Genomic DNA, 12,728 nt, shown 5'->3' with positions numbered 1-12,728 from the left:
TAATGATGATTGGATTATACGAGAAAAAATGGAAAATTATATGATTCTTACATTCGGAACCTTCATTTCATGTATGATTAATATCATTATTCTATTTCAATTTATAGAAGAAAGAAATGAACCGAAATTTAATGACCGCTTTATTTACAAGTTAATGAAAACAGCCTCACTTCTTATGGTTGTAGCGGTAAATGGATTGGGGCAGCCAGTTCTTAATATAGTGATCTGGATTATACTGTTTAGTTTTATAAATAATTATTTATACCAAAATAACAACAAAAAATTCATATACCGGATCTTTGAGGTACCGGTTTTGATCTTAATATTATCTGTCTGCGAAACTGTGGGCGTGGAAATGCTGGATTACATACTTTTGAAATTTCAGATACACAACATTCAGCCAATTATGATCAAAAGTATGGAAATAACTTTTTCAAAGTTAGTAGTCCTTATTTTTTATTATCTGGTCATCACCAGACTCTGGCGGGAGGATTTCACCGTAAAGTATACAATTACCCAATGCCTGATTCAAATAATAATTATACTGTTCAGTATGGCCAATTTAGCTGTAATCATTGTGGTAATTCCGAAAATAACAAGTAAAACAGAACATATACTGATCCTCATTAATATAGGCTGTATCTTATTTGCAGATCTGTATTTTTTATATCTGGCAAGATTTGTAGAGGAAAACAACCAGCTGAAAGTAAAATTAAGATTGCTGGAGCAGCAGTCTTTGCTGCAGTATGAATTTTATGATGAGCAGAAAGAAAAGTATAATGAGTCCATTAAAATACTGCACGATGTGGATAAGCATCTGAATATGATCGAGGTGATGTACCAGGCAAGTGAACATAAAACAGCTCTTACTTATGCAAAGGAAATAGGAAAAATGCTGATACCTCTCTCTTTGGAGGATTATACCAATAATCCTATCTTAAATGTGATATTAAACGATAAGAAGAGAATTGCCATCTACCACAAAATAAAATTCAATCTGGAAATAGGTATTGTGGATCTTTCCTTTATGGAGCCAATTGAAGTGACAACAATATTTGGAAATCTGCTTGACAACGCCATTGATGCATGTGATATGGTTTCCGGGGACAGATTTATTAAAATGAAGCTTGATAAATATCATGATTTTACGGTTATAAATATTACAAACAGCACTGTTCCCATAGAAAAGTGGCATCATGGCAAGCCGGTATCAAAGAAAGGGAAAAATCATGGAATTGGCCTTCTGAATGTGGAAAATGTAATTAAAAAGTATAATGGAAGTATGGTATTGGAGGAGGAAAACAGGATATTCTCCTGTAAAATAATTTTCAATTAGAACGTATCATCTGCTGAAAAGAAAGCATTCCAAGACGGTTTATAAAAACCATTTTGGAATGCTTTCTTTTCGCTGTCCGTTATTTATTTACCAGGAATGTTTCATGATTGAAACACTCAAAATTTTGTAGATTATACATAAAAACTGTAAGTTGTGCGACTTTTGTTGAAAATCAGAACAAGAAGTAGGAGAATGTGGCTGTAAATGAGAAATGTGAACAGAAAGGAGCAAATATATGAAAAAAATAGCTTTAATAAGTCCTGTAAGAACCGCTGTCGGTTCCTTTAACGGTACTCTTTCAACCTTAAGTGCTTCACAATTGGGAACAGCCGTCACTCAGTCCTGTCTTAATCAAAGTAAATTAGACAGTTCTCTTATTGATGCAGTATATCTGGGAAATGTGCTTCAGGCGGGAATTGGACAAAACCCTGCCAGACAGGCTGCATTAAACGCGGGTATTCCGGTGGAGATACCTGCATCTACCGTGAACACAGTCTGCGGCTCCGGGCTTCATACGGTTGCACTGGCTTACGATTCCATTCTGGCGGAACAAAACAGCGTCATTTTAGCCGGAGGAATGGAGAGTATGTCGAATGCACCTTATCTTTTGATGAAAGCAAGAAACGGTTACCGGATGGGAAATGGAGAGTTGGTGGACAGTCTGGTTACAGATGCTCTCACATGTTCCATAAATCATTATCATATGGGAATTACGGCAGAAAATATAGCAGAGAAATACAAAGTGACCAGGAAAGAGCAGGATGAGTTTTCCTATAACAGCCATATGAGGGCAGCAGAAGCAAAAAAAGCAAAGATCTTTGATAATCAGATTGTTCCGGTAACAGTCAAAAAGAAGAAGGAAGAAATCTGCTTCTCAGAAGATGAACACATCAAAGCAGATACCACACTGGAAAAGCTTTCCGGGTTAAGAACCGTATTTAAAACAGACGGGACAGTCACTGCCGGAAATGCTTCCCCCATCAGTGATGGTGCAGCAGCTATGCTTGTAGCATCAGAAGAGAAATGCAGAGAGTATGATTTAAAACCAATGGCCTATATCAAAGGTTATTCGCTGGTGGGGGTTGATCCTGCTTATATGGGGATGGGACCGGTGAAGGCAGTTTCCACACTTTTGGAAAAACAGGGATTAACCATACATGATATTGATTTACTGGAGTTAAATGAAGCATTTGCGGCACAGTCAGTGGCAGTAACAAAGGAGCTTGGTGTTGACAAATCAAAGGTGAATGTAAACGGCGGAGCAATTGCCATCGGTCATCCTCTTGGAGCAAGCGGCGCCCGGATACTGGTTACCCTGGTCCATGAGATGGTGCGCAGATCCTCCCATTTTGGTGTGGCATCGTTATGCATCGGCGGAGGTATGGGAATTGCCATGCTGGTTGAAAATGCTTACTTATAAACAATTTTTACATAGAAAGGAAGATGCTCATGAAATCAGAAACGATTATTTCCCTGCAGTCCATGCCTGCAGCAAGCGCCAGTTATGGACGCCCTCCATGCCGTTTTTTAAACAGGGAGTATTTTACAGTCAGCTATGAATCAGACCCGGATCTGATTAAAGAGGCGGTGCCCGAACCGTTAGAGCCCGATGGAAGCAATCTCGTTTTATACGAATGGATCCGGATGCCGGATTCCTCAGGTCTGGGATCCTATGAAGAAAGCGGAATTGTAATTCCCTGTACATTCCATGGAGAAGCATGTAATTTTACAGCACAAATGTATTTAAATAACGGTCCGGCCATTCTTGCAGGACGTGAAATCTGGGGATTTCCAAAAAAGTGGGGACAGCCCCATCTGAGAATTGAAGATACCGAGACATTAACCGGTACCTTAATTTATAATAACATCCTTGTGGCAATGGGAACAATGCATTTTAAATACAATATGCTTGATAAAAAAGCGGCTGCACAGAATCTGGGAAAAATGCAGGTTAATTTAAAGCTGATTCCGGATGCAGACGGCAGTCCAAAGATTGCTCAGCTGGTGGCTTACAATCTGGAGGACATTCTGGTAAAGGAGGCATGGTCCGGGTCTGCAAGACTTCATCTGGTTCCCCATGTCAATGCGCCTGTGGCAGACTTACCCGTTAGAGCCTGCATGGGCGGAACACATATTATCTCAGATTTAACCTTACCGTATGGACGCGTGATCCATGACTACCTCAGTGAATAAGAAAGGAGGATATCATATATGAGCAAATTAATATCAGCCGGGGAAGCAGTGAAAAAAGTCAAAGATGGGGATACGATTATGATCGGGGGATTTCTTGCAGGAGGCCACCCGGAAAAACTGGTAAATGCACTTTTAAATACCAGTACGGCCAGTGACCTTGCCATTATATCCAATGATACCGGAACAAAGGAGCTTTCCATCTATCAACTGATAAAGAGCGGAAGAGTAAAGCGGATTTTTGCCTCCTACATCGGTTCCAATCCCGAGACCGGAAGACTTCTTATGACTGGAGAAGCAAAAGTCCAGCTGTTTCCACAGGGCACTCTTGCTGAAAAAATACGTGCGGGCGGCGCCGGTCTGGGAGGAGTTTTAACACCGGTCGGCTTAGGTACAGTTGTAGAAGAAGGAAAGAGAAAAATAGAGATCGGCGAGAAAAATTATCTGCTTGAAATGCCGCTCAAGGCAAATGTGGCATTTATTAAAGCCCAAAAAGCGGATGAAACAGGAAATCTGATTATTAACGGCTCCTCCCGCAACTTTAATGTGGTGATGGCTACTGCCGCAGATTATGTCATCGCAGAGGTGGAGGAATACGTAAAGGCGGGGGAAATTGATCCCAATGATGTGACGGTTCCCGGCATTTTTATAGATAAAATTGTAAAGGTGGGCCAGTAAGTATGAATAAAAGAGAATCCATTGTAAGAAGAATTGCGAAGGAACTAAAAGACGGGGATGTTGTAAATCTTGGAGTCGGGATGCCTACGATGGTGGCAAACTACATTCCGGACAATATACATATTATGCTGCAGGCGGAAAATGGTATTCTGGGAGTGGGACCAAATGCAGATCAGCAGGAGGAATCCCTTGACTGCATTGACGCAGGAGGAAACTACGTCACAACCGTAAAGGGCGCAAGCTATTTTGACAGCTCGTTTTCATTTTGCATTATCCGCGGAGGGCACGTAGATGTTACCGTTTTGGGGGCGCTGGAAGTTGATGAGAAAGGTGACGTGGCAAACTGGATGATTCCGGGCAAAAAAGTACCTGGAATGGGAGGAGCCATGGACCTGGTGGTTGGAGCGAAAAAGGTGATTTTAGCCATGGAACATGTAAACAAAGACGGGGCTCCGAAAATACTGAAAAAATGTAAGCTGCCGCTGACTGCAGTGAATGTGGTGAAGACCATTGTCACGGATATGGCTGTGATCGATGTGGTTCCGGACAAGGGGCTGCTGTTAAAGGAAATTGCCCCGGGTCTGACAGTAGAAGATGTCCAGAATGCAACAGAAGCCCATCTTAACGTATCCCCGGATTTAAAGGTGATTCATGTATAAAATCCTGTAACGGTCTTAATAACCGTATAATACAGGAAAACCGTTCATATAGTAATAAAAATAAAAGAATAGAAAGAAGGCATTCCTATGAGATCCGAATTAAAAAAATTATCATTTAAAATTGCATCAAAGGCCATTTTAAATTCCGCAAAAACAGAGGTTAACAGTTCCTGCTTTTTTATCGGTTACCAGCCTAAATTACCGGACAACGCGAAAAAGTTAAGAAAATTCTAGGATGTAAATCCAGATGATAAGATGGGAAGAAACATTTGTTGAAAAACTGGTATCCAATGAAATGATCAACGCGAAAGAGGCAGATTTATATAAGTTCGGAATAGAGTGTCTGGCTTTAAAAACAGTTCACTGTATTTCCTATTTATGCATTGCTGCCTGCTTTAGAATGGTGCCGGAATTAATCGTTATCGGGTGTACCCTTATACCGCTTAGAAGAAGTGCAGGCGGTTATCATGCGAAGACTAAAATGGGATGTTACATATTTTCCTGTTGCTATATAGCCATAATTCTTTTTGTATCAAAAGCTGAAATCGACCAGGTCCTCTTGTGGGGAGCATTCGCCTTATCTGATGCGGTTATATTTTTTAAGAGTCCGGTAGATAATGAAAATAAAAGACTGGACCGGGAAGAAGTGGTACATTTCAGAAGAAAAGCAAGATATTTGCTGATTCTGGCCAATGCAGGCTGCCTGGCACTGACTGCGGTGCATTTCTATTACATGGGAAATCTGATCAGATACGGCGTCCTGGCAGCGGCATTTTTACTGGTACTTTCATAATGCAGAAAGGGGCTGTTGCAAAATAAGTGATTCTTCTCACTTATGGAGCAATGGCTCCTTTAATATAGAAGGAACGTTGATAAAAGGAATCTGAGGCAGCGGAATACAAAAATAACCTTGACATTTCTTTTTTTGATCCCTATAATTAGTAGACATATAAGGTGTTAACCTCCTTATAATAAGAAGAAAGACTTTGATGGAGACAGTAGAACCATTTGAAATCTACAGAGAGCCGGGGAGGGTGGAAACCTGGTGAGAGTATTATGGATTCGAACATCACTCCGGAGTTTCCGGCTGAATACATTTAGTAGGTCAGGACGTAATTTCTGCGTTAAAGAACAGCATATGTTAGTATGCGGTATTAGGTGGTATAGCGAAGTATGAGAGCAGCCTTCGTCCTGATTACAGGATGGAGGTTTTTTTGATTAAAATTTTAAATGGAGGTTATAAAGATGTACAAAAAAGTCCCTACAGATTTAAACTTTGTGGAGAGAGAAAAAGAAATTGAAAAGTTTTGGGAAGAACATGATGTGTTCCAGAAGAGCATGGATAACCGGAAGGAAGCAGAAACCTATACCTTCTATGACGGACCTCCTACCGCCAACGGAAAGCCTCACATCGGCCATGTTTTAACCCGGGTTATTAAGGATATGATTCCAAGATACCGGACCATGAAAGGATATGATGTTCCGCGTAAAGCAGGCTGGGATACCCACGGACTTCCGGTAGAACTGGAAGTTGAAAAAAAGCTGGGACTTGACGGCAAGGAGCAGATTGAGGAATATGGTCTGGAACCATTTATCAAATACTGTAAGGAAAGTGTCTGGCAGTACAAAGGCATGTGGGAAGATTTTTCAAAGACAGTCGGCTTCTGGGCAGACATGGACGATCCTTATGTTACCTATGACAACAATTTTATTGAATCCGAATGGTGGGCATTAAAGCAGATCTGGGAGAAAGGGCTTTTATACAAAGGCTTTAAAATCGTACCCTATTGCCCCCGCTGCGGAACTCCTTTATCCAGCCACGAGGTTGCACAGGGATATAAAGATGTAAAAGAACGTTCCGCAATTGTAAGATTTAAAGTGAAAAATGAAGATGCCTATATTCTTGCATGGACGACAACTCCGTGGACGCTTCCTTCCAACGTGGGACTTTGTGTCAATCCGTCAGAAACCTATGTTAAGGTACAAAGCGGTGTTTATACCTATTATATGGCAGAGGCTCTCTGTGAGAAGGTATTGGGAGAAGAATTTAAGGTTTTAGAGAAGTTTGTGGGTAAAGATCTGGAATTTAAGGAATATGAGCCCCTCTTTGATTTTGTAAAACCAAACAAGAAGGCGTTCTATGTTACCTGCGACAATTACGTTACCTTAACAGACGGTACCGGTGTCGTTCATATTGCCCCTGCTTTCGGTGAAGATGACTCCAAGGTTGGAAGAAAATACGATCTTCCTTTCGTTCAGCTGGTAAACGGCGCAGGGGAGATGACAGAGGAAACCAAATGGGCAGGTACGTTCTGCAAGAAAGCGGATCCGCTGATTTTAACAGATTTGGAAGAGAGAGGACTGCTCTTTTCAGCTCCTGTATTTGAACACAGCTATCCTCACTGCTGGAGATGTGACACTCCTCTCATCTACTATGCAAGAGAATCCTGGTTTATCAAGATGACAGCTGTAAAAGATGATTTAATCCGCAACAACAATACCATTAACTGGATCCCTGAGAGCATTGGAAAAGGCCGTTTCGGCGACTGGCTGGAGAATGTTCAGGACTGGGGCGTCAGCAGAAACCGTTACTGGGGAACTCCGTTAAATGTCTGGGAATGCGAATGCGGCCACCAGCATTCCATCGGCAGCATTGAGGAGTTAAAGAGTATGTCAGACAACTGCCCGGATGAGATTGAGCTTCACCGTCCATATATCGACGCAGTTACCATTACCTGTCCAAAGTGCAAAAAACAGATGAAGCGTGTGCCGGAGGTCATTGACTGCTGGTTCGATTCCGGATCCATGCCATTTGCACAGCATCACTATCCGTTTGAAAATAAGGATTTATTTGAGAAACAGTTCCCGGCTGATTTTATCTCAGAAGCGGTGGATCAGACAAGAGGATGGTTTTATTCCCTGCTTGCCATCTCAACTTTGATTTTCAATCAGGCACCTTATAAGAATGTTATCGTACTTGGCCATGTACAGGATGAAAACGGACAGAAGATGAGTAAATCCAAGGGCAATGCGGTAGATCCGTTTGAAGCACTTAAGACTTACGGAGCCGATGCGATCCGCTGGTATTTCTATGTAAACAGCGCTCCCTGGCTTCCAAACCGGTTCCATGGAAAAGCGGTTATGGAAGGACAGCGCAAATTCATGGGTACTTTGTGGAATACTTATGCATTCTTTGTTCTCTACGGGAATATTGATGAATTTGACCCTACAAAATATAAACTGGATTATGAGAAGCTGCCGGTTATGGATAAATGGCTGTTATCCAAGTTGAACACATTAATAAAACAGGTAGATGCTTACCTTGGCAATTATCAGATTCCGGAATCAGCAAGAGCGCTGCAGGATTTTGTAGATGATATGAGCAACTGGTATGTGCGCAGAAGCAGAGAGCGTTTCTGGGCAAAGGGTATGGAGCAGGATAAGATCAACGCCTATATGACCCTTTACACCGCCCTTGTGGATGTGAGCAAGATTGCCGCACCTCTTATTCCGTTTATGACAGAACAGATTTATCAGAATCTGGTCTGCAGTGTGGATTCCTCAGCACCGGAAAGCATTCATCTGTGTGATTATCCGGTTGCCAAAGAAAACTTCATCGACAAACAGTTAGAAGAAGATATGGATGAAGTTTTAAAAATCGTAGTCATGGGCCGTGCAGCCAGAAATACTGCAAATATCAAGAACCGCCAGCCAATCGGCCAGATGTTTGTAAAAGCTCCTCATGCACTTCCTGTCTTCTACCAGGAAATCATTGAAGAAGAGCTGAATGTGAAAAAGGTGGTATTTAAAGATGATGTCAGAGACTTCACTTCTTACAGCTTTAAGCCTCAGTTAAAGACGGTTGGTCCGAAGTACGGAAAGCAGTTAGGCAGCATTAAAAATGCCCTGGCAGAAATAAACGGCAATGAGGCCATGGATACCCTGAATGAAAAAGGTGCGCTTACCTTTGATTTTAACGGAACGGAAGTGGTGCTTACCAAAGAAGATTTACTCATTGACACAGCACAGACAGAAGGATATGTATCAGAGGGAGACAACAGCATTACCGTTGTTCTGGATACCAATTTAACTCCGGAGCTTTTAGCAGAAGGATTTGTCCGGGAGCTGATCAGTAAGATCCAGACCATGCGTAAGGAAGCCGGTTTTGAGGTCGTTGACCATATTACGGTATACAGCAAAGACAATGAGAAAATCGAGAGTATTTTAAAGGCTCATGAAAATGACGTTAAGAACGAGGTCCTTGCAGACGATATCATATTAAACAAAGCGGCCGGCTATGTGAAGGAATGGAATATTAACGGCGAGAATGTAACCTTAGGCGTGGAGAAGATCCAGTAAACAGTCAGGAGGTCTTGTGGAATGAGCATGGGATTTGATAAGGAAACTTTTAAAAAGAGTGTCTTGTTTAATATGAAGAACGTGTTTCGTAAAACAGTTGATGAAGCAACGAAAGAACAGATGTACCAGGCAGTCGCCTATGCAGTAAAGGATGTGATCATCGATGAATGGATCGCAACCCACAAAGAGTACGAAAAACAGGATGTGAAAACCCTGTATTATTTATCCATGGAGTTTTTAATGGGCCGTGCTCTGGGCAACAGCATCATAAGTTTCATGGCACAGCCGGATGTGAAGGAAGTGTTAGAGGAACTTGGGTTTGACTTGAATGCAATTGAAGACCAGGAGCCGGATCCGGCTCTTGGAAACGGAGGGCTTGGCCGCCTGGCGGCATGCTTTCTCGATTCACTGGCGACACTGGGATATCCGGCTTACGGCTGCGGAATCCGTTATCGTTACGGTATGTTCAAACAGAAGATCGAGAACGGTTACCAGATTGAGATTCCTGATGACTGGCTGAAAAACGGTTATCCCTTTGAAATCCGCAGGGCAGAGTATGCCACAGAGGTTAAGTTCGGGGGATATGTAAAGGTGGTTCGTGAGAATGGAAAGGAACGTTTTGTACAGGAGGGTTATCAGTCCGTCCTTGCAGTGCCTTACGACATGCCCATTATAGGATATGGAAATAATGTGGTAAATACTCTGCGCATCTGGGATGCGCAGGCCATTAATACCTTCAGCCTGGATTCCTTTGATAAAGGGGACTACCAAAAAGCAGTGGAGCAGGAGAACCTGGCAAAAACCATTGTTGAAGTCCTCTATCCCAATGACAACCATTATGCAGGCAAGGAACTGCGCTTAAAGCAGCAGTACTTCTTTATCTCGGCCAGTGTGCAGAGAGCAGTCTTAAAGTATATGGAAAACCACGATGACATTCACAAATTCTATGAGAAAAACGTATTTCAGTTAAATGATACCCACCCCACGGTGGCTGTTCCGGAGCTGATGCGGATTCTTCTTGATAACTATGGATTAAGCTGGGATGAAGCCTGGGAGATTACCACGAAAACCTGTGCCTATACCAACCACACCATTATGTCAGAGGCTCTGGAAAAATGGCCCATCGAGCTGTTTTCCAGGCTCCTTCCAAGAATCTATCAGATCGTGGAAGAGATCAACCGCCGCTTTCAGCAGAAGATCGGGGAGATGTATCCGGGAAATCAGGATAAGGTGCGCAAGATGGCCATTGTTTATGACGGCCAGGTACGGATGGCCAATCTTGCCATTGTGGGCGGTTTTTCTGTTAACGGTGTAGCCAGACTTCATACGGAGATCTTAAAGAATCAGGAACTGAAGGATTTTTATGAGATGATGCCGGAGAAATTCAATAACAAAACCAACGGTATCACCCAGAGGCGTTTTCTCTTACATGGGAATCCTCTTTTGTCAGAGTGGGTGACGAAGAAAATCGGAAATGAATGGATTACCAATCTGCCTCATATTCACCGGCTGGCTGTTTACGCAGATGATCCAAAGTGCCAGCAGGAATTTATGGATATCAAATACCAGAACAAGGTCCGGCTGGCGAACTATATTAAGGAACATAACGGCATTGAGGTGGACCCCAGATCCATATTTGATGTACAGGTGAAGCGTCTTCACGAATATAAGCGTCAGCTGATGAATATTCTTCATGTGATGTATCTGTATAATCAGCTGAAGGATAATCCTAATTTGGATATGGTTCCCAGGACATTTATCTTCGGAGCCAAGGCTGCTGCCGGATACCGCCGGGCAAAGCTGACCATCAAGCTGATTAATTCCGTGGCAGAGGTAATTAACCACGACAGAAGCATCGGCGGAAAAATAAAGGTTGTATTTATTGAAGACTACAAGGTGTCCAATGCAGAAATCATCTTTGCTGCAGCGGATGTCAGTGAGCAGATATCTACAGCCAGCAAGGAGGCTTCCGGAACCGGCAATATGAAATTCATGTTAAACGGTGCTTTGACTCTTGGAACCATGGATGGCGCCAATGTGGAGATCGTTGAGGAAGTGGGAGCGGAGAATGCATTTATTTTCGGCATGACTTCCGATGAGGTGATCCGTTATGAGCGGGAAGGCGGATACGATCCCATGGAGATTTTCAACAATAATTATGAAATCCGCAGAGTTTTGATGCAGCTGATCAACGGCTATTATTCGCCCCAGGATCCGGAGCTGTTCCGCGATATCTATAATTCCCTGCTTAATACCATAAGCAGTGACCGGGCCGATACGTATTTTATCTTAAAGGATTTTCCTTCTTATGGGGAAGCCCAGAAGCGGATCGATCAGGCATACAGGGATGAGTCCTGGTGGGCAAAAGCGGCCATTTTAAATGTAGCAAACAGCGGTAAATTTACCTCAGACCGTACCATTCTTGAATATGTGAGGGATATCTGGCATTTGGAAAAGGTAAATGTAGAACTATAGAATAGATGAACGTTTCAGGAAAAGCGTTCCGGAAGTGATTCCGGGGCGCTTTTTCGCATATATTGAACAAGGATTTGAGACAAGAAAGGCGGCGGGAACATGGGAAAAAAGATATTAATGGCATGCATACTGGCATTTTTATTTCCATATATCATTACTCTGGCGTGGACAGGGAAAGTGGAGGAGAAAAAAGAAATGCCCATGACACCCAGCGGAAAACGTGTGATACTGGACAGAAAAGGCGGGGAGACTGCCATGGATGTTGAGGAGTATCTTCCCGGTGTGGTAGCAAAGCAGATGCCGGCTGATTACGGAAAAGAAGCGCTCCGGGCCCAGGCAATGATAGCGCGGACCTACATTTACGGAAAAATGAATGGTCAGAAGGAAGTGAAGGAATCTGATCTCCATATGGATTATTTAGAACAGAAGCAGATGGAGAAAATGTGGGGAAGCGAAGCCTTTGTCACCAGCTATCAGGCGGTGGAGGAGGCGGTGCGTTCTACCGCAGGTACTGTTATCACCTGCAACGGAAACTTAATTGAACCGCTGTTTCACCGGGCCAGCAGCGGAATGACAAGGGCAGGAGATGAAAATCATCCATACTTACAGCCAGTGGAATGCAAAAAAGATGTGGAAGCAGAGGGTTTTTTAACAATTGTCCAGTTCAGCAAAAATGATTTTGCAGATAAAATCAATCAGATTTCAGGAGATAGTTCTGTAAAGGCAGATCAGATTCCCCAAAGCATTCAGATCGTTCAAAGAGATGATTCCGGGTACGTGGTACAAATACAGATCGGCACCCGTACGTTCACCGGAGATGAAGTTCAGTATGCTCTTTCATTGCCGTCACCTTCCTATGAATTTGAGGAATATGAAGGCGGAGTAAGAGCCGTCTGCCGGGGAATCGGACATGGATACGGCTTCAGCCAGTACGGGGCAAAATGCAAAAGTGAGGAAGGCTGGACGGCTGAAAAAATTCTTGCTTATTTTTATAAAAATATTGTTTTGAAATCTGAATAAGTACAATTTAG

At 42.8% G+C, this 12,728-nt stretch carries 10 protein-coding genes; all 10 read left to right on the top strand.

Features of this window, described 5'->3' with window-relative positions:
• On the top strand, positions 1 to 1,336 hold a 1,336-nt coding region (locus DS742_RS27985), incomplete at its 5' end, for an ATP-binding protein (RefSeq protein ID WP_205692824.1).
• Between the two features lie 235 nt (positions 1,337 to 1,571).
• Complete coding sequence (locus DS742_RS27980) at positions 1,572 to 2,756, top strand: acetyl-CoA C-acetyltransferase (RefSeq protein ID WP_117420185.1); 1,185 nt, start codon at positions 1,572 to 1,574, stop codon at positions 2,754 to 2,756.
• Positions 2,757 to 2,785: 29 nt separating this feature from the next.
• Positions 2,786 to 3,529: an acetoacetate decarboxylase gene (locus DS742_RS27975; protein ID WP_117420184.1), complete on the top strand. Its 744-nt coding sequence runs from the start codon at positions 2,786 to 2,788 to the stop codon at positions 3,527 to 3,529.
• 18 nt (positions 3,530 to 3,547) lie between these two features.
• Complete coding sequence (locus tag DS742_RS27970; RefSeq protein WP_117420183.1) at positions 3,548 to 4,204, top strand: CoA transferase subunit A; 657 nt, start codon at positions 3,548 to 3,550, stop codon at positions 4,202 to 4,204.
• Between the two features lie 2 nt (positions 4,205 to 4,206).
• Positions 4,207 to 4,863, top strand: coding sequence for a 3-oxoacid CoA-transferase subunit B (locus DS742_RS27965; RefSeq protein WP_117420182.1), 657 nt, complete (start codon positions 4,207 to 4,209; stop codon positions 4,861 to 4,863).
• An 87-nt stretch (positions 4,864 to 4,950) separates the two neighbouring features.
• Positions 4,951 to 5,097, top strand: coding sequence for a cyclic lactone autoinducer peptide (locus DS742_RS30110; RefSeq protein ID WP_117420181.1), 147 nt, complete (start codon positions 4,951 to 4,953; stop codon positions 5,095 to 5,097).
• A gap of 13 nt (positions 5,098 to 5,110) precedes the next feature.
• On the top strand, positions 5,111 to 5,656 hold the full coding sequence (locus tag DS742_RS27955; protein WP_117420180.1) for an accessory gene regulator ArgB-like protein: 546 nt from the start codon (positions 5,111 to 5,113) through the stop codon (positions 5,654 to 5,656).
• A 452-nt stretch (positions 5,657 to 6,108) separates the two neighbouring features.
• On the top strand, positions 6,109 to 9,222 hold the full coding sequence (gene ileS, locus DS742_RS27950) for an isoleucine--tRNA ligase (RefSeq protein WP_117420179.1): 3,114 nt from the start codon (positions 6,109 to 6,111) through the stop codon (positions 9,220 to 9,222).
• Positions 9,223 to 9,243: 21 nt separating this feature from the next.
• Positions 9,244 to 11,697: a glycogen/starch/alpha-glucan phosphorylase gene (locus DS742_RS27945; protein ID WP_117420178.1), complete on the top strand. Its 2,454-nt coding sequence runs from the start codon at positions 9,244 to 9,246 to the stop codon at positions 11,695 to 11,697.
• Between the two features lie 99 nt (positions 11,698 to 11,796).
• The gene (locus tag DS742_RS27940) at positions 11,797 to 12,717 is read left to right on the top strand and encodes a SpoIID/LytB domain-containing protein (RefSeq protein WP_117420177.1); all 921 of its coding nucleotides are present in this window, start codon (positions 11,797 to 11,799) and stop codon (positions 12,715 to 12,717) included.
• The last annotated feature ends 11 nt before the right edge of the window (positions 12,718 to 12,728 follow it).

Source organism: Lacrimispora amygdalina (assembly GCF_003432035.1).
Lineage (GTDB): Bacteria > Bacillota > Clostridia > Lachnospirales > Lachnospiraceae > Lacrimispora > Lacrimispora amygdalina.
This window is presented reverse-complemented; position numbering and strand designations above follow the sequence as displayed.

Bases quoted from the DNA above. Each gene is read 5' to 3' on its own strand.
- DS742_RS27980 (WP_117420185.1), top strand. From the start codon at position 1,572: ATGAAAAAAATAGCTTTAATAAGTCCTGTAAGAACCGCTGTCGGTTCC.
- DS742_RS27975 (WP_117420184.1), top strand. From the start codon at position 2,786: ATGAAATCAGAAACGATTATTTCCCTGCAGTCCATGCCTGCAGCAAGC.
- DS742_RS27970 (WP_117420183.1), top strand. From the start codon at position 3,548: ATGAGCAAATTAATATCAGCCGGGGAAGCAGTGAAAAAAGTCAAAGAT.
- DS742_RS27965 (WP_117420182.1), top strand. From the start codon at position 4,207: ATGAATAAAAGAGAATCCATTGTAAGAAGAATTGCGAAGGAACTAAAA.
- DS742_RS30110 (WP_117420181.1), top strand. From the start codon at position 4,951: ATGAGATCCGAATTAAAAAAATTATCATTTAAAATTGCATCAAAGGCC.
- DS742_RS27955 (WP_117420180.1), top strand. From the start codon at position 5,111: ATGATAAGATGGGAAGAAACATTTGTTGAAAAACTGGTATCCAATGAA.
- ileS (WP_117420179.1), top strand. From the start codon at position 6,109: ATGTACAAAAAAGTCCCTACAGATTTAAACTTTGTGGAGAGAGAAAAA.
- DS742_RS27945 (WP_117420178.1), top strand. From the start codon at position 9,244: ATGAGCATGGGATTTGATAAGGAAACTTTTAAAAAGAGTGTCTTGTTT.
- DS742_RS27940 (WP_117420177.1), top strand. From the start codon at position 11,797: ATGGGAAAAAAGATATTAATGGCATGCATACTGGCATTTTTATTTCCA.